The sequence below is a fragment of the Pseudomonas sp. SWRI99 genome (assembly GCF_014270125.1).
Taxonomy (GTDB): domain Bacteria; phylum Pseudomonadota; class Gammaproteobacteria; order Pseudomonadales; family Pseudomonadaceae; genus Aquipseudomonas; species Aquipseudomonas hamedanensis.
Genome location: NZ_JABWQR010000002.1, coordinates 229,140 through 246,497 on the forward strand (window position 1 = coordinate 229,140; position 17,358 = coordinate 246,497).

Genomic DNA, 17,358 nt, shown 5'->3' on the forward strand with positions numbered 1-17,358 from the left:
CGATCAGCCCAGGTTGTCCTGAATCACGCTCAACACTTTACGGGCAACGTCAGCCGGCGCCACGGTGTTGATGTTTTTCTCGACGGTCACCTGAATGTTCTCGCCGACCTTGCTCAGGCGCACCTGATAGCGCTCGGCGCGGGCTTCGACTTCTTCCTTGCTCGGCGCGCTGCCGAACAGGCTGCTGAAGAAACCAGGCTTGTCGTCTTTCCTCTCGGCTTTTTCAGCCAGGTTGATGTAGTACAGGCCCAGGCTGCGGTTGATGTCTTCAACGCGCCACTCGCCCTGTTCCAGCGCACGGCCGACGCTCGACCAGGCACGATCCAGATCGGTGCCGACGTTCAACACCGGGTTGCCACTGCCGTCTTCGCTGAGGCTGACACGGCTCGGCGCGTCGAAATCACGCGATGCCAGCATCGACACCGAACCGCCCTTCTCGGAAGTACGACTCATGCTCGCGAGCATGTCGTCGACCAGCGCAGCGTCCAGGCCGGTGTTGACCGAACGGTTGGTGAACGCGACGTCGGCCGTGCTGCCGGCAGGACGCTCGGCGCTGACCACGTAGATTTCACTGGTGTTGCGCTGCACGCCCGGTTCGATGCGCACACGCACACGGGTTTCGCTGTCGCTGGCAATGCCGGCGGCGCTCAGGCGCTTGGCCATGGACGCCGACAGTTCATCGGAGTGCTGCCAGGTGGTGGTGAATTCGCCGGTCTGCGGGCGCTGTTCATCCAGGCGGAAACCGTTGTCCTGGAAGAACTGCACTGCCACAGGCCAGACTTCGGCCGGTGGGTGCTGGGCGACGACCCAACGCGAGTCACCGCTCTTTTGCAGCGAGTAATCGCTGGCATCGGCAGCAGCGGACAACGGCTGCGGACGCGGCACGATGTATTCGCCCTTGGCGGTGTCGTCGGCGACGTTACGCGGGATCGGCAACAGCGGATCCAGACGCTTGGAGGTGCTGACATCCGGTGGCAGTTGCATCGGTGCAGTCTGTTGCGCTTGCAGGTAATCGCTACCACGGTCGCGGAAATAACCTTCCGGACCCCAGATCCATCCGCAGCCGCTGGTGCTGGAGATAATCAAGGCAAGTGCGGAAAGTCCGGCCATTCGCTTCATGCGTTGTACTTCCTCAATTAAACCAGGACGCTGCACTGGCGCAGGGCCGTGCGAAGCGTTTCATGACAAGGTGTGCTCAGCCAGGTCAGTGGCAGGCGGATGCCTTCGTGCATCAGGCCCATCTCGACCAGCGCCCACTTCACCGGAATCGGGTTGGCTTCGATGAACAGATCTTTGTGCAGCGGCATCAGTTTTTCATTGATGGCCCGTGCGGTGTCGGCGTCGCCCTTGAGCGCGGCTTCACACAGGTCGGCCATTTCACGCGGTGCGACGTTGGCGGTCACCGAGATGTTGCCTTTGCCGCCCAGCAGGATCAACTCGACAGCGGTCGGATCATCGCCGGACAGCACGATGAAATCCTCGCTCACACCCTCGATGATCGCTTTGGCACGCTTGAGGTCGCCGGTGGCTTCCTTGATGCCGATGATGTTCGGCACGGTGGACAGGCGAATCACGGTCTCGGCCTGCATGTCGCAGGAGGTGCGGCCGGGAACGTTGTAGAGAATCTGGGGAATGTCGACCGCTTCGGCGATGTGTTTGAAGTGCTGGTACAAACCTTCCTGAGTCGGCTTGTTGTAATAAGGAACCACCAGCAGGCAGGCATCGGCACCGGCTTCCTTGGCATTGCGGGTCAGCTCGACGGCTTCGCGGGTCGAGTTGGCGCCCGTGCCGGCGATGACCGGAATACGCCCGGCGACCTGTTTGACCACGGCTTTGATGACGGCAATGTGTTCATCTACATCAAGGGTTGCCGACTCGCCGGTGGTGCCGACGGCGACAATGGCATGGGTGCCGTTCTTGAGGTGGAAGTCCACGAGTTTGCTGAGGCTGTCCCAGTCCAGACGCCCTTGTGCATCCATGGGAGTGACCAGTGCCACCATACTGCCCGCAATCATGAAACCGCTCCTGCCGGAAAAAGAGAGCGGTAATGGTACTGGCGCCAAGATGCTTGCACAAGCGAAGTACTGCGCTGCCGCCATTCCCCTTGGCGCCGCTTTTCGCTACCCTTCAGACTTTGATCGGTACTGATCAGCTTGTACGCCGGGTTCCAGCCTCCCTTTTCGGCCTCCCAGACCCCGTTCCTGCGTCGCCTCGACGCGCTCCCGCCATCGTGGAGCGAACCGCGAGCGCTAGCCGGGACTGACGGAACGGCACGCTCAGGCACTTCCCCGACGGACAACGCGCGTAAACCTACCGACCGCTCATCGCTTTAGGAATGCTGCATGTCCACCCCCACAGTTCGCGAACAATTCCTTGTCATCAGTGCCCTCGGCGCCAACCCCATGGAGCTGACCAACGTCCTGTGCCGCGCCAGCCATGAAAACCGCTGCGCCGTAGTCACGTCACGCCTGACCCGCCACGGCGAGTGCAGCGCTCTGGTACTGGAAGTCTCCGGTAGCTGGGACGCCCTGGCTCGCCTGGAAGGCAGCCTGCCGGTACTCGCCAAGCGTCACGCCTTCACCGTCAACGTGGTGCGCAGCGCGGCGCTGGAGAATCGTCCACAGGCCCTGCCCTACGTGGCTTACGTCAGCTCGGCCTATCGCCCGGACATCATCAATGAGCTGTGCCAGTTCTTCATGGATCACAACGTCGAACTGGAAAACCTGACCTGCGATACGTACCAGGCGCCACAGACCGGCGGCACCATGCTCAACGCCACATTCACCGTGACCCTGCCGGCCGGCACCCAGATCAGCTGGCTGCGCGATCAGTTCCTCGATTTCGCCGATGCGATGAATCTGGATGCGCTGATCGAGCCCTGGCGCCCACAAAACCCAATGTAAGGAAGCTTTAATGGCCGTTGTCATCGACCAGCCGGTTGCGGATTTCGAAGCGCCTGCCACCAGCGGGCAAACCGTCAGCCTGTCCGCCTTGAAGGGCAAGCAAGTGGTGATCTATTTCTACCCCAAGGACAGCACGCCGGGCTGCACCACTCAAGGCCAGGGCTTTCGGGATCAATACGCAGCGTTCAAGGCTGCCAATACCGAAGTCTTCGGCATCTCCCGCGATAGTTTGAAGTCGCACGAAAATTTCAAAGGCAAACAGGAATTCCCCTTCGAGCTGATCAGCGACAAGGACGAGGCGGTATGCCAGCTGTTCGACGTGATCAAGTTGAAGAAGCTGTATGGCAAGGAATACCTGGGCGTTGATCGCAGCACTTTCCTGATCGACAAGAACGGCGTGCTGCGTCAGGAATGGCGCGGCGTGAAGGTGCCGGGGCATGTTGATGCCGTGCTGGCTGCCGCTCAGGCTCTGAATAAAGCCTGAGTTTTTGCGTCGTTTGCACTGACGCCTTCGCGAGCAGGCTCGCTCCCACAGTTGATTGCATTTCAATGGTGGGAGCGAGCCTGCTCGCGAATAGCGTCTCTACAAAATTCCAGATCACCGCTACAACAACGGCGCGACTACCGGCTCCTTGCGCGGCCACGCATCGAGCACAGCCTTGAACAGCGTCGCCAGCGGAATCGCAAAGAACACGCCCCAGAATCCCCACAGCCCGCCGAACAACAGCACTGCGCAGATGATCGCCACCGGGTGCAGATTGACCGCTTCGGAAAACAGCAATGGCACCAGCACGTTGCCATCCAGCGTCTGAATGATTCCGTAGACCGCCATCAGGTAGATGAACTGATCGCTCCAGCCCCACTGGAACAAGGCAATCAGCATGACCGGCACGGTCACGACCACGGCACCGACATACGGCACCACCACGGACAATCCGACCAGCAACGCCAGCAGCGCCGCATAGTTCAGGCCCAAGGCGATGAAGGCGATATAAGTCACGCCGCCGCAGATCACGATTTCGATGCCTTTGCCCCGAATGTAATTGGCGATCTGCCGGTTCATTTCCTGGGCGACCCGAGTGATCAGCGCGCGCTCGCGAGGCAGATAACCGCGCACCCACTCACCGATCATTGCGCGATCCTTGAGGAAGAAGAACACCAGAATCGGCACCAGCACCAGATAGATCATGATGTTCACCAGCAACGGCAGGCTCGACAGCGAGAACGTCAGCGCCCACTGCCCGAACTTGCCGATCTCCCCCCGCGCCGCTTCGATGGCTTGCAACACCTGCTCGTCAGACACCAGATGCGGATAGCGCTCTGGCAGCAAGAGCAGCAGCGACTGCCACTTGGCGAGCATGCCCGGCAGTTCGTTGAACAGCGTGATCAACTGATGCCACAGCAACGGCAGCACCACGACGATAAACAGCATTAGCACGCCCATGAACAGCGCAAACACCAACCCCACCGCCACGCCGCCGGGCACACGCATGCGCTCCAGCGTGACCACCAGACCTTGCATCAGATAGGCCAGCACCATCCCCGCCAGCACGGGCGCGAGCATGCCGCCAAGGGTGAGCACGGCGGTGAAGGCAAGAACCAGCAGCACCGCCAGCACCACCGCTTCTTCATCGGAGAAATAACGCTGAATCCAGTCGCGTAACACTTTGAACATCAATAATCCCTTCGGTTTTTAACGCGGTCGCTTCAGGCTTTTTTCAACCAGTAACGGTAGACGCCAGCGTCGTCTTCTTCACGCAGCAGCGCATGACCGGCCAGTTTGGCAAAAGTACGGAAGTCACGCTGCGAGCCAGCATCCGTGGCGATCACCTTGAGCACAGCGCCGCTCCGCAGTTTATTGAGTTCCATTTTTGCCTTGAGCAGCGGCAACGGACAATTCAGGCCACTGGCGTCCAGTTCTACGTCATGGGCTACAGCGTCAGTCATTGCGGCACTCCGTTCAGGTCATTCGGGCCACCTAGAATATCTGGTCGCAGCTTCGGTGTCCGGCTACAGTAAGGTCTTTGTCTTCTAAGGCTTTGTGCATGACTTTTCTGCGCCCTACCCTGCTGACGCTCGCTTGCCTGCTCGCCTCACCGGGCTTTGCCGACGATCTGCCGTCACTTGGCGACGCCAGTTCTGCCATTGTCTCGCCACAGCAGGAATATCAGCTCGGGCGCGCCTGGCTGGCCATGTTGCGCAGCCAGGTTTCCCAGCTCAATGATCCACAGCTCAAGGACTATGTCGAATCCAGCGTTTACAAGCTGGTGGAGACCAGCCAGGTCACTGACCGACGCCTTGAATTCATCCTCATCAACAGTCCGCAACTCAACGCCTTCGCTGCCCCCGGCGGGGTTGTCGGGGTCAACGGCGGCCTGTTCCTCAACGCGCAGACCGAGGGCGAATACGCCTCGGTACTGGCCCACGAACTGGCTCACTTGTCGCAGCGCCACTTCGCCCGTGGCGTTGAAGCCTCGCAGCGGATGCAGGTGCCGATGATGGCCGCGCTGCTGGCCGGGATCGTCATTGCCGCAGCAGGCGGCGGCGATGCGGGGATTGCCACCATCGCCGGTACCCAGGCAGCGGCGATCCAGTCGCAACGGACCTTCTCGCGCCAGAATGAACAGGAAGCCGATCGCATTGGCATTCTTAACCTGGAAAAGGCCGGTTACGACCCGCGCTCGATGCCGACCATGTTCGAACGCCTGATGCGCCAGTATCGTTTCGACGCCAAGCCGCCGGAGTTCCTGTTGACTCACCCGGTCACCGAGTCGCGGATTGCCGACACCCGCAACCGTGCCGAGCAGGCCAAACCGGGCGGTATCGAGGACTCCAAGCGCTATCAGTTGATTCGCGCACGCGTACAGTTGATCTACGAAGAAACCCCGGGCCTGGGCGCCAAGCGCTTCCGCGCGCAACTGGATGAACACCCGCAAAATGACGTCGCTCGCTACGGCCTGGCGATCGCACAGATCAAGGGCGGCCAATTGAATGAAGCACGGGAAAACCTCAAACAGCTGCTGGCCAAATCGCCGAACGAAATCATCTACAACCTCGCGCAGATCGACCTGGACATCACCAATAATCGCCTGCCCGATGCCCAGTCACGGGTTGAACGCATGCTCACGCAGTTTCCGGGCAACTATCCGCTGAATCAGGTGCGCGTCGATTTGTTGCTGAAACAGAATCGTGCCGCCGATGCCGAGAAGGCCCTGGACAGTTTGCTCAAGTCACGTCCGGATGATCCGGACGTCTGGTATCAGGTGGCCGAAACGCGTGGTTTGTCGGGCAACATCATCGGCCTGCATCAGGCGCGTGCCGAATACTTCGCGCTGGTCGGCGATTACCGTCAGGCCATTCAGCAACTGGACTTCGCCAAGCGCAAGGCGGGTAACAACTTCCCGCTGTCTTCGCGAATCGACGCGCGCCAGCGGGAGTTGATGGAGCAGGAACGCATGATCAAGGACATGATGGGCTGAAGATTTTCTGCGTCAGACAAAAGCTGCAAGCACAAAAAAACCGCCTCTTTCGAGGCGGTTTCTTTTTACCTTGCCGCCGGCTTATTCAGCCAGTTTAAAGGTGATGAAGCTGGCGCGGCCCTGACGCAGGACGCGCATCGACACCGAACGGTTCTTCGGCAACGCCTTGGCGATGTCGGTGAACTCCTTGGCCGAACCGATCGCCTGATTATTCAGGTGAGTAATCACATCACCCGGCTGCAGACCGATCAGGGCCGCAGGTCCGTCCTGCACTTCCTTGATCACCACCCCGCCTTTGAGGTCGTAGGCTTTCTTCTGCTCGGCAGTCAGCTCACCTACCGCCACACCGAGGCGGTTGCTGCTGCTTTCAGCGCCAGACTTCGCCAACGCGTCCAGTTCCTTGTCCTCGTCAGGGATAGCGCCCACCGTCAGCTCGACGTTTTTGCGCTTGCCCTCACGAATCACTTCCAGGTTGGCTTTGGCGCCAGCCTTCAAGGCACCGACTAGATGCGGCAGGTCAGCGGACATGACGATCGGCTGGCCGTTCATGCTCAGAATCACGTCGCCCACTTGCAGGCCACCCTTGGCTGCCGGGCCATCATCCTGAATCTGCGCAACCAGTGCGCCGGCCGGTTTATCCAGGCCAAACGATTCCGCCAGATCCTTGTTCACTTCCTGAATCACCACGCCCAACCAGCCACGGCTGACTTTGCCGCCGCTCTTCAGTTGGTTGGAAACGTCCATCGCCACATCGATCGGGATGGCGAACGACACGCCCATGAAACCGCCGGAGCGGGTGTAGATCTGCGAGTTGATCCCGACCACTTCACCGTTGAGGTTGAACAGCGGGCCACCGGAGTTACCCGGGTTGATCGGCACGTCAGTCTGGATGAACGGCACATAGTTTTCGTTCGGTAGGCTACGGCCCACGGCGCTGACAATGCCCTGGGTCACGGTGTGGTCGAAACCGAATGGCGAACCGATCGCCACTACCCACTGGCCGGCCTTGAGGTCTTGGGATTTGCCGAGCTTGAGTACTGGCAAGTCCTTGCCTTCGATTTTCAGCAGAGCCACGTCGGAGCGTGGATCGGTGCCGATCAGCTTGGCTTTCATTTCGCTGCGATCAGCCAGACGTACGAGGATTTCGTCGGCATCGGCAATCACATGGTTATTGGTGAGAATGTAGCCATCCGGAGAAATGATGAAGCCCGAGCCCAGCGATTGCGCTTCACGCTGGCGACCATCACGCGGCGAACGTTGCTGAGGCGGCATACCGCGCTCGAAGAACTCGCGCAGCATCGGTGGCAGACCTTCCAGGTCCGGCATTTGCTGATTCACTCGGCGGTCCGGCAGTTTCTGCGTGGTACTGATGTTTACCACCGCTGGCGAGGCTTGTTCGACCAGCTGGGTGAAATCAGGCAGATCGGCCGCTTGCGCAGCAGGGACCGCCTGACCGAGCAGTAGCACGGTGGCGAAGATGGAAAGATAAGACTTCAAACTAGGTATCGACATACAGCTCCCGTTACGACGAGCAGGGTTAAGCGATATGGAGCAAAGGAACACCGGAAACCACTGACCGGCATTTTTGTTCCGGGAACAACAAACAAGGCCAGAGCCGTGAGGCTCTGACCTATAAAAAATTTTCAGGTGATTTGCAAATGAAAATGCTCAGCAAACATTTCTACGTCTCGACGACGAAGTGGGAATGACTGAAATCAGCTCACTGCTTGCTGGTCGCAGCGCCATCATTGTTGCGCATCGACAAGGCGATTCGCTCAGCGGTGCCAATCGGGATTTCCCCCACCACCGTGACCATCATTTCGCCTTGCGGTGTGGTCAAGCGACGGGAGACGGCAACGGTCGGACCCAACTGCGTGCGGGTATCGGTGACCGTCGCGCCGTTCAAAGGCTCCAGGAACACCGAAAAACGCGCCAGACCATCGTCATACATCAGGCTGTTGACCTGAGTCTTGGTTTGCGGATCCTTGTGCGAGGTGCTGCTGCTGAGTTCGAAACCCGGTGGCAGCCAGTCCGAGCGCCAGACCTGCGCCGTTTTCACCGCAGACGCTTTGTTGTTGTCGAGGGTAATCGGCTTGCAATCGGCGTCAGCCAGCAAGTCTTTATCCGACGGGACTTCATCAGTGTCCAGGCTGGTGAACTGGAAGCGTTCGAGCAACTGGCCCTTGTCGTTCAGCAACAACGACTTGAGGGGCAGGCCGGTTCGCTTGTCCAGATGCAATTCGAAACCGTAACGGTGTTGGTCGCGAGGCGTCAGCGATACGATCACCGCATCCCGCCCGGCCACGCGCGACTTGCCAATGACAGCAAGGTCATACCAGTTTTTCAGCTTTTGGGGATCGAGGGAACGAGCGGTCGAATTGGGTGAATCTCCAAGACCCGCAATCAGGGTTCCGCTGACGCATTGAGTATGTCTGTCAATGCGTACAACTTCCTGAGCCGAACCGTCGAGCTGTAGCAAACGCTCGCGGACCTGGCCATTCTGGACGCGATGCCAGATGTTATGGGTGGAAAAACTACCGTTGCGCTCGTAAACGAAAGTGCCGTGGAAGCTTTGCTTCTGCTCGGCCTGGCCCAGACGGGTCAACCAATCCTGGGCGTCATCGGCATGGGCTGGAACGATGAACCAGCCACTCAGCAGAAGCGAAAGTACAGGTATGGCGCGCATGATCCTCCTTAACGGTTTTCCAGGCTTGCCGCACGTGCGTAAGGCAGCGCGCTTTCAGTCCCTTTCAGCGCAGCCTGTTGCGCATGCTGGCGCAGATAGCCTGGCAGACGCTGATCGTGCCAGCCTGGTTGACCTTGCAATACGCCGTTGGCCATAGGACCAGTGGCTTCAGAACTCTCACTATAGCCTGCCAATACAGCCGGACCCTTGACTTGTGGAGTAGCCAGAGTGGTCTGACTGCTTTGCTGAGCCAGTTCGACGCCGGCAATTTCGTCCTGGTTGTACAGGCGAACACCGGCCAGAACGGCAACGGTCACCGAGGCGGCTACAGCCAGACGACCCAGGTTGCGCCATGGGCTGCGGGAAACTTTGGCCGGTGCCGTTTCGTCTTCCAGCGCAGCAGACACTGCCGCAGCGATATCCAGACGCGGAAGCAGCAGATCCTTGTGCATGGCTGCCCGAGCAATCTGGTAACGAGCCCAGGTCTCACGGGTTTCAACATCATCCAGTGCGTTGAGCACTCGACGCAATTCCAGTTCGTCCGCTTCGTTATCCATCACTGCGGACAGCGATTCCTGCAGGGCTTCACGACTCATGGCGTTCCTCTCTTGGCTGTCGCCGCTGTCTCAGTTTTCCTGCAACAAAGGTTGCAGGGCTTTATCGATGGCCTCCCGAGCGCGGAAAATCCGGGAGCGCACGGTACCCACCGGACACTGCATGACGCTCGCAATGTCCTCGTAACTCAGACCATCGAATTCACGTAAAGTTAAAGCCGTACGCAAATCCTCTGGCAGTTGCTGGATGGTTCGATGGACGGTGCCTTCGATCTCATCCCGCAGCAGTGCTCGTTCTGGTGATTCGAGATCCTTGAGGCCGTGATCGCCGTCGTAGAACTCAGCATCCTCTGAACTTACATCGCTATCCGGCGGCCGGCGGCCGCGTGAAACCAGGTAATTCTTCGCCGTGTTAATGGCAATACGGTACAGCCACGTATAAAACGCACTGTCGCCGCGAAAGTTTCCAAGTGCTCGATACGCCTTGATAAAGGCTTCCTGAGCAACGTCCTGGGCTTCATGGGTGTCGTGCACAAAACGCACGATCAACCCGAGAATTTTGTGCTGATATTTCAGCACCAGCAGATCGAAAGCTCGCTTGTCGCCACGCTGAACGCGTTCGACCAGCTGCTGATCCTCTTCCTGGGTTAGCATGAACACTCCTCGATAAGCCCGAAGGAGACTTGCATTACTAAACGACCAGACTTGCAAACATAGACTCGGGCTTTTCGCAAAAGTTCTCCCCCTCCAAGCAAGTTTCCTGCGGGCTCTGATTTGGCACGCACGAAAAACGCAGCGCGGGATAAACCGGCTGCGCGAATAATCTTGTCATCGGTTTCGCCGGCAGGAATCCAACCGCAGATTCCGCATTGAAGCCGACACTGTCCCTGGTTTCTGGCACCGTCTATTGATCTTGGGCCTTTGGCAAAAGTTCCAATTATTTATAGGCGTCCCACCGGACATTGAACGACCTTGAACCGAAAAACCGTGTTTCAGCGCCGATACAGCGGTCTTTGCGCAAAGCTGCGGAAAAATCCTTCCGACGAAGCAAGCGGTTTTTTTCGTCACAGTAGTTTCACAATGCCATATGGGCCCGGCTATTGTGCCGTCCAACCCCTCTATATACTAGTGGGCTGTGTGGCTGTCTTGACTCGCCGATCCAGCTGTCTTGCGCCAACCCCGACCCGGGTCGCTTTGAGCGGAATCCTGAAATGAACCAACAGTTCCAACACGATGTTCTGGTCATTGGCAGCGGTGCTGCCGGTTTAAGTCTCGCGCTGACCCTGCCCGGTCACCTGAGCATTGCCGTGCTGAGTAAAGGTGATCTGGCAAACGGTTCGACGTTCTGGGCGCAGGGCGGTGTCGCCGCCGTGCTTGACGATACCGATACTGTCGAATCCCACGTCGATGACACCCTGAATGCCGGCGGTGGGCTGTGTCATGAAGACGCCGTGCGCTTCACCGTCGAGCACAGCCGCGAAGCGATTCAGTGGCTGATCGACCAGGGCGTGCCGTTCACGCGAGACGAACAGTCCGGCACCGAAGACGGCGGTTTCGAGTTTCACCTGACTCGCGAAGGCGGCCACAGCCATCGACGCATCATCCACGCCGCCGACGCCACGGGCGCCGCCATCTTCAAGACCCTGCTGGCCCAGGCAAAAGAGCGTTCGAACATCGAACTGCTGGAACAGCGTGTCGCCGTCGACCTGATCACCGCGCGCCGCCTGGGACTGGGAGGCGATCGCTGCCTCGGCGCCTATGTGTTGAACCGCGCCACCGGCGAAGTCGACACCTACGGCGCACGCTTCGTGATTCTCGCCTCGGGCGGTGCCGCCAAGGTCTACCTCTATACCAGCAATCCCGACGGTGCCTGCGGCGACGGCATTGCCATGGCCTGGCGCTCGGGCTGCCGGGTGGCGAATCTGGAATTCAACCAGTTTCACCCGACCTGCCTGTATCACCCACAGGCCAAGAGTTTTCTGATCACCGAAGCCCTGCGCGGCGAAGGCGCACATCTGAAACTGCCCAATGGCGAGCGCTTCATGTCGCGCTTTGATCCGCGCGCCGAACTGGCACCCCGGGACATCGTCGCCCGCGCCATTGACCATGAAATGAAGCGTCTGGGGGTCGACTGCGTCTACCTCGACATCAGTCACAAGCCCGAATCGTTCGTCAAAAGCCACTTCCCCACTGTTTATGAGCGCTGCCTGGGCTTCGGCATTGATATCACCCAACAACCGATCCCGGTGGTGCCCGCCGCGCATTACACCTGCGGCGGCGTGATGGTCGATCAACACGGCCGCACCGACGTGCCGGGGCTGTATGCGATTGGCGAAACCAGCTTCACCGGCCTGCACGGCGCCAACCGCATGGCCAGCAATTCGCTGCTGGAATGTTTCGTCTATGCGCGCTCGGCGGCGGCGGACATTCTTGCGCAACTGGACGAAGTCGCAGCGCCAAGCGCGCTTCCTGCCTGGGACGCCAGCCAAGTGACGGATTCCGACGAAGACGTGATCATTGCGCACAACTGGGATGAATTACGGCGTTTCATGTGGGATTACGTCGGTATCGTACGCACCAACAAGCGCCTGCAACGGGCCCAGCACCGTGTGCGCCTGCTGCTCGACGAGATTGACGAGTTCTACAGCAATTACAAGGTCAGCCGCGACCTCATCGAGTTGCGCAACCTGGCGCAAGTTGCCGAACTGATGATCCGCTCCGCCATGGAGCGCAAGGAAAGTCGCGGTCTGCATTACACCCTCGACTACCCGAACCTGCTACCCGAGGCCCTCGACACTATTCTGGTGCCGCCCACCTACGTCGGCTGAACTTGAGCCGTACTCGCAGGCGGCGGTGCACATCCGCCGCTAGCGAGTCCCGCGGCACGCAGATCGATCTGACCCGCCACTCCCCAGGCAAACGAAAGCGCAACACCACGATCAGCGGCAGTGCCAGACTGTCCGGGCGCAGTTGCACCGCTTGCCAGCCATTGGCTTGACTCCACAGTTGCCAGCCGTCGGCGTCACGACGCAACCCGCAAAAAGCGTTCGGATGACTCAGCAGAATCTGCCTGGGCAGCACCCAAACGCCATGCAGCACACAGCCGGACGCCGCGAGCAGACTGGCCCAGAGCGGAATCGACAGCAGAAACAAAGCACCCAGGGCGAACGCCTGGGCCAGCAGATACGCCGCCAGCAACTGCCGTGAGGCATGCCAGCGACACTCGAACGTATTACTTGGGCTGGACACGGTCCAGGATCATGCGAACCATGCGCTGCAGCTCCGGATCTTCGGATTCGCTGCGCTCCATGAACCAGCCGAACATGTCCTGGTCCTCGCACTCGAGCAGGCGAACATACAGATCGCGATCCACCTGGTTCAACGTCGCGTAGACCTCCTGCACGAAAGGCACCAGCAACACGTCAAGTTCAAGCATCCCGCGACGGCTGTGCCAAAAGAGGCGATTGAGTTCAACTTGTTCGACCATGGAGCCCTCCTCAAATTTGCCGGGCAGTATACAGCCCAGACGCGGGCCGCACAGTCGGCTTTGGTCGGGCACCCTTGATCCTTTATCAACTACCCATTTCAACAACGCGCCCTTATGATGTGCCCCAGTCTATTTACCCTGCGATGACCCATGGCCGATTCTGCTTTTTTCTGCACCCTGTCTCATGAAGGCGTACTCGCGGTTCGCGGTGCGGACGCCGGAAAATTCCTGCAAGGCCAGTTGACCTGCAATATCAATTACCTGAGTGACACCCGCGCCAGCCTCGGCGCCCGCTGCACGCAGAAAGGCCGGATGCAGTCCAGCTTCCGCATTCTGCTCGAGGGTGACGGGTTGGTTCTGGCGATGGCCAGCGAATTGCTCGAACCGCAACTGGCTGACCTGAAAAAGTACGCGGTGTTCTCCAAATCGAAACTGACCGATGAAAGCGCCGCCTGGGTGCGCTTCGGCGTGGAGCATGGCGACGCAGTCCTGACCGGTATAGGTCTGGAACTGCCCGCCGAAACCGACAGCGTCGTGCGCAACGACGGCCTGATCGCGATTCGCGTCTCGCCCGAGCGCGCCGAACTCTGGGTGCCTGCCGATCGAGCTGACGCGATCAAAGGCACACTGTCGGCCGAGTTGCCTGAAGAGCAATTGAATCAATGGCTGCTCGGCCAGATCCGCGCCGGTATCGGCCAGGTCATGCCGAGCACGCGCGAACTGTTCATCCCGCAAATGCTCAACCTGCAAGCGGTTGGCGGTGTGAGTTTCAAGAAAGGCTGCTACACCGGCCAGGAAATTGTCGCGCGCATGCAGTACCTGGGCAAACTCAAGCGCCGCCTGTATCGCTTGAGCCTGGACAGCGCCGAGCTGCCCGAGCCGGGCACGCCTCTGTTCGCGCCGAGCCATAACAGCGCGATCGGTGAAGTGGTCCTTGCGGCCAGTGCCGCAGGAAACATTGAACTCCTGGCAGTGTTGCAGGCCGAAGCTGCCGAAGCCGGCGATTTGCATCTGGGCGCCCTCGAAGGCCCCGTGTTGCGCGTGCTCGACCTGCCTTACGAACTGGATCGCGACCGCGAAATCCAGCGTTGATCGCAGCATTGTTGCAACACCCTAGAGAGTCTAAATGAGCGAACTGGCGGAAAAGGTCCAACAGGATTTGGTTGAGGCCATCGATAACGATGACCTGGTTCTGCCCACGCTGCCGGAAGTGGCACTGCAAATTCGCAAGGCCGCCGAGGATCCGGAAATCAGCGTCAGCGACCTGAGCAAAGTGATCGGTCGTGACACGGCGCTGTCCGCGCGCCTGATCAAAGTGGTCAACAGTCCGTTGCTGCGCGCCGCGCAGGAAGTCACCGACCTGCACACCGCCATCACCCGCCTGGGCATCAATTACAGCAGCAACCTGGCGATCGGCCTGGTGATGGAGCAGATTTTCAACGCTCGCTCCGAAGTGGTCGAACAGAAGATGCGCGACGTCTGGCGCAGCAGCCTGGAGATCGCCGGCGTCAGCTATGCGCTGTGTCGTCGCCACACCCAGCTCAAGCCCGATCAAGCGGCGCTCGGCGGGCTGGTGCATCAGATTGGTGTGCTGCCGATTCTGACGTACGCCGAAGACCATAACGAACTGCTTTCGGATGCGGTCAGCCTCACTCATGTGATCGAGCAGATTCATCCATTGCTGGGTGAAAAGCTGTTGCGGGTCTGGGAGTTTCCCGAACGTCTGGTGCAACTGCCGTTGCTCTATCAGAACTTCGAGCGCGACTCGGCGAGCATTGATTACGTGGATGTCGTGCAGGTCGCGAGTCTGTATTGCCACAAGGACAGCGACCATCCGTTTGCGCGGATTGACCCGTTGAGTGTTCCGGCATTCAGAAAGCTGCGGATTGATCCGGAGAACAAGCAATTGTGCGCGGACCTGGAAGAATCGCGGACGATGTTTTACTGATCCGAAACTGAGGCGCGGCCTTCGCGAGCAGGCTCGCTCCCACAGGAACGATGCATTTTCAATGTGGGAGCGAGCCTGCTCGCGAAGAGGACACGGCGCTCACCCGGCAATAAAACTGACCCGCACCTTCAACCCCGCCCGCTCGCCATCATGCAACGTGATTTGTGCCAGATGCGCCCGGCAGATCTCGCCGACAATCGCCAGCCCCAGGCCCGATCCCGCCACTTGCTGATTACGCCGGTAAAACCGTTCGAACACCCGGTCGCGCTCTTCCAGCGGGATTCCCGGGCCGTCATCTTCGACCTCAAGCACCGCCGGCGCCGTCACGCGCAATATCACATTGCCGCCCGATGGCGTGTGCGCCAGCGCATTATCCACAAGATTGCTCAGCAGCTCGTTGAGCAGGGTCGGCTCGCCGCGCAGCCACACGGGTTCGTCGGCCTCCAGTGCCAGCGCCACGCCACGCTTGTGCGCCAGCGGTGCCATGGCCATGCCCAGTTCTCGGGCCAACTGACTCAGATCAAGCAACTGCGCGCCGCCCTCGGCAATCGCCCGGGCGCCGTTTTCGACACGGGCCAGCGATAGCAACTGATTGGCCAGATGCGTCAGGCGATCGGTGCTTTGCGCAGAAGATTCCAAGGTTGTGCGCCAGATCTCCGGCTCATTGGAGCGCAGGCCCAGCTCCAGCCGCGCTTTCAATGCCGCCAACGGCGTGCGTAATTCGTGGGCGGCATCAGCAATGAACTGCGCCTGCCGCTCGAACTGACCGCGCAGGCGTTCGGTGAAATGGTTGAGCGCGCGAACCAAGGGGCCTAACTCATGCTGCACTTCCACCAACGGCAGTGGGCGCAAGTCGTCGGGCTGGCGCTCTTCCACCGCAGTACGCAAGCGCTCCAGCGGGCGCAACGCCGCACTGACTGCGAACCACACCAGCAACAACGCACCCACGGCCAGCATGCCCAGACGCAGCAAAGTATCGGCCGCCAGACTGCGCGCCATGCTTACCCGCGCCTCGTCGGTTTCGGCGACGCGGATCTCAGCCATGCCGTTCATGTTCGGTTCGGTCACGGCTTTGAGCAGGCTGACCACGCGCACGTTCTGGCCGTTGTACTTGGCGTTGTAAAAGCGTGCCAGTGCCGGATAGCTGTCGGTGCGGGGCGTGCCGGGTGGCGGGCCGGGGAGGTTTTCGTAGCCGGAAATCAGCTTTTGATGGATGTCGTTGACCTGGTAATAAATGCGCCCGGCGCTGTCATAGGCGAAGGTGTCCAGCGCCACGTAAGGCACGTCGGCGCTGAGGCTGCCGTCGCGTTGCGACAATCCGGCAGCAATGGTGCGCGCCGAGGCCAGCAGCGTGCGGTCATAGGCGGTATCGGCAGCTTCGCGACCGTTCCAGTAAGCACTCAAGCCACTGGCGAGCATCAGCAATACCAGCAACCATCCGAGGTTCCACAGCAAACGCCAGCGCAGACTGCTGGGCTTATGCATCGCGACTTTCCAGCAAATAGCCGAGGCCGCGGAAGGTCACGATGGCCACGGGATGGCCGTCGAGCTTCTTGCGCAACCGGTGCACGTAGATTTCGATCGCGTCCGGACTGGCTTCTTCGTCAAGACCGAAGACCTGGGCGGCCAGTTGCTCCTTGCTCATCACCCGCCCCGGCCGGGCGATCAACGCTTCGAGCACGGCCTGTTCGCGCGAGGTCAGCGTCAGCAATTCTTCGCCAAGGGTGAAGCGCCGGGTGTCGAGGTCATAGGCCAGCACGCCACAGCGCTGCTGACGCTCACCGCCCAGGACACTGCGGCGCAACAGGGCTTTGACCCGCGCTTCCAGCTCCGTCAGTTCGAACGGCTTGGCCAGGTAATCATCAGCGCCGAGATTAAGGCCGTGCACCCGATCCTTCACATCGCTGCGCGCGGTCAGCATCAGCACCGGCAGGTTCTTGCCGCGCGCACGCAGGCGCGCCAGCACTTCGAAACCGTCCATGCGCGGCAGCCCGACATCGAGGATCGCCACGGCGTATTCCTCACTGCCGAGCGCCAGGTCGGCGGCCACGCCATCGTGCAGCACATCCACGGTCAGACCGGTGCTCTTGAGCGCCTGCGCGACACTTTCGGCCAGTTGCAGATGGTCTTCGACGAGCAGGACACGCATGGATTTTTACCTCGTTCTGGGATGGCCAACGCCACGCTTTGCCGCGGAGTTTACAGCCGCAACCGCCGCTGTGAAGCCCGAAAACCGTGAAAGTCGGCTGAAAGGTTAGCGAAAGGTTAGCCCGTTAGAGTCGGTTTACGGACAGTTTCGAC

The 17,358-nt window shown here is 59.9% G+C and carries 18 protein-coding genes; 6 read left to right on the forward strand and 12 right to left on the reverse strand.

What is annotated here, in order from left to right; all coding sequences use genetic code 11:
* Positions 1-3 precede the first annotated feature (3 nt).
* On the reverse strand, positions 4-1,119 hold the full coding sequence (gene bamC, locus HU743_RS02690; protein WP_186646753.1) for an outer membrane protein assembly factor BamC: 1,116 nt from the start codon (positions 1,117-1,119) through the stop codon (positions 4-6).
* Between the two features lie 17 nt (positions 1,120-1,136).
* On the reverse strand, positions 1,137-2,015 hold the full coding sequence (gene dapA, locus HU743_RS02695; RefSeq protein ID WP_186548868.1) for a 4-hydroxy-tetrahydrodipicolinate synthase: 879 nt from the start codon (positions 2,013-2,015) through the stop codon (positions 1,137-1,139).
* A 327-nt stretch (positions 2,016-2,342) separates the two neighbouring features.
* Here dapA and HU743_RS02700 point away from each other — a divergent pair, with 327 nt between their 5' ends.
* Positions 2,343-2,903, forward strand: coding sequence for a glycine cleavage system protein R (locus HU743_RS02700; protein ID WP_007958014.1), 561 nt, complete (start codon positions 2,343-2,345; stop codon positions 2,901-2,903).
* A 10-nt stretch (positions 2,904-2,913) separates the two neighbouring features.
* The gene (locus tag HU743_RS02705; protein ID WP_186646755.1) at positions 2,914-3,387 is read left to right on the forward strand and encodes a peroxiredoxin; all 474 of its coding nucleotides are present in this window, start codon (positions 2,914-2,916) and stop codon (positions 3,385-3,387) included.
* A gap of 120 nt (positions 3,388-3,507) precedes the next feature.
* Here HU743_RS02705 and HU743_RS02710 read toward each other — a convergent pair whose 3' ends face one another.
* A complete protein-coding gene (locus HU743_RS02710) occupies positions 3,508-4,578 on the reverse strand; it encodes an AI-2E family transporter (RefSeq protein ID WP_186621915.1) in 1,071 nt (356 codons plus the stop codon).
* Between the two features lie 32 nt (positions 4,579-4,610).
* Positions 4,611-4,850: a sulfurtransferase TusA family protein gene (locus HU743_RS02715; protein WP_186646757.1), complete on the reverse strand. Its 240-nt coding sequence runs from the start codon at positions 4,848-4,850 to the stop codon at positions 4,611-4,613.
* Positions 4,851-4,948: 98 nt separating this feature from the next.
* On the opposite strand from HU743_RS02715, the gene HU743_RS02720 reads away from it, so the two are divergent.
* The gene (locus HU743_RS02720; RefSeq protein WP_186646759.1) at positions 4,949-6,382 is read left to right on the forward strand and encodes a M48 family metalloprotease; all 1,434 of its coding nucleotides are present in this window, start codon (positions 4,949-4,951) and stop codon (positions 6,380-6,382) included.
* A gap of 81 nt (positions 6,383-6,463) precedes the next feature.
* Here the strand turns inward: HU743_RS02720 and HU743_RS02725 are convergent, their stop codons facing one another.
* From HU743_RS02725 to rpoE, 4 genes are all read right to left on the reverse strand, one after another.
* Positions 6,464-7,894: a DegQ family serine endoprotease gene (locus HU743_RS02725; RefSeq protein ID WP_186621918.1), complete on the reverse strand. Its 1,431-nt coding sequence runs from the start codon at positions 7,892-7,894 to the stop codon at positions 6,464-6,466.
* A 208-nt stretch (positions 7,895-8,102) separates the two neighbouring features.
* Complete coding sequence (locus HU743_RS02730) at positions 8,103-9,068, reverse strand: MucB/RseB C-terminal domain-containing protein (protein ID WP_186646764.1); 966 nt, start codon at positions 9,066-9,068, stop codon at positions 8,103-8,105.
* An 8-nt stretch (positions 9,069-9,076) separates the two neighbouring features.
* A complete protein-coding gene (locus HU743_RS02735; RefSeq protein WP_186548882.1) occupies positions 9,077-9,664 on the reverse strand; it encodes an RseA family anti-sigma factor in 588 nt (195 codons plus the stop codon).
* Between the two features lie 30 nt (positions 9,665-9,694).
* Positions 9,695-10,276, reverse strand: a complete 582-nt coding sequence (rpoE, locus tag HU743_RS02740; protein WP_003172477.1) for an RNA polymerase sigma factor RpoE — start codon at positions 10,274-10,276, stop codon at positions 9,695-9,697.
* Positions 10,277-10,833: 557 nt separating this feature from the next.
* On the opposite strand from rpoE, the gene nadB reads away from it, so the two are divergent.
* Positions 10,834-12,450: an L-aspartate oxidase gene (nadB, locus tag HU743_RS02745; protein WP_186646765.1), complete on the forward strand. Its 1,617-nt coding sequence runs from the start codon at positions 10,834-10,836 to the stop codon at positions 12,448-12,450.
* On the opposite strand, the gene HU743_RS02750 is transcribed toward nadB, so the two are convergent.
* Both HU743_RS02750 and HU743_RS02755 read right to left on the reverse strand, forming a co-directional pair.
* Positions 12,419-12,871 carry a protein YgfX gene (locus HU743_RS02750; RefSeq protein WP_186646766.1) on the reverse strand — a complete coding sequence of 151 codons (453 nt, stop codon included), beginning with the start codon at positions 12,869-12,871 and terminating at the stop codon, positions 12,419-12,421. The genes nadB and HU743_RS02750 overlap by 32 nt on opposite strands.
* Positions 12,855-13,109 carry a succinate dehydrogenase assembly factor 2 gene (locus tag HU743_RS02755; protein ID WP_186532211.1) on the reverse strand — a complete coding sequence of 85 codons (255 nt, stop codon included), beginning with the start codon at positions 13,107-13,109 and terminating at the stop codon, positions 12,855-12,857. The genes HU743_RS02750 and HU743_RS02755 overlap by 17 nt, the downstream gene beginning before the upstream one ends.
* A 150-nt stretch (positions 13,110-13,259) precedes the next feature.
* Between HU743_RS02755 and HU743_RS02760 the strand changes: the two genes are divergently transcribed.
* Both HU743_RS02760 and HU743_RS02765 read left to right on the forward strand, forming a co-directional pair.
* Positions 13,260-14,201 carry a folate-binding protein YgfZ gene (locus HU743_RS02760; RefSeq protein WP_186646768.1) on the forward strand — a complete coding sequence of 314 codons (942 nt, stop codon included), beginning with the start codon at positions 13,260-13,262 and terminating at the stop codon, positions 14,199-14,201.
* Positions 14,202-14,235: 34 nt separating this feature from the next.
* Complete coding sequence (locus HU743_RS02765) at positions 14,236-15,057, forward strand: HDOD domain-containing protein (RefSeq protein ID WP_186621925.1); 822 nt, start codon at positions 14,236-14,238, stop codon at positions 15,055-15,057.
* 99 nt (positions 15,058-15,156) lie between these two features.
* Here HU743_RS02765 and HU743_RS02770 read toward each other — a convergent pair whose 3' ends face one another.
* Positions 15,157-16,542 carry a sensor histidine kinase gene (locus tag HU743_RS02770; RefSeq protein ID WP_186646770.1) on the reverse strand — a complete coding sequence of 462 codons (1,386 nt, stop codon included), beginning with the start codon at positions 16,540-16,542 and terminating at the stop codon, positions 15,157-15,159.
* Positions 16,535-17,206, reverse strand: a complete 672-nt coding sequence (locus HU743_RS02775; RefSeq protein WP_186548897.1) for a response regulator — start codon at positions 17,204-17,206, stop codon at positions 16,535-16,537. The genes HU743_RS02770 and HU743_RS02775 overlap by 8 nt, the downstream gene beginning before the upstream one ends.
* Positions 17,207-17,358: the final 152 nt, after the last annotated feature.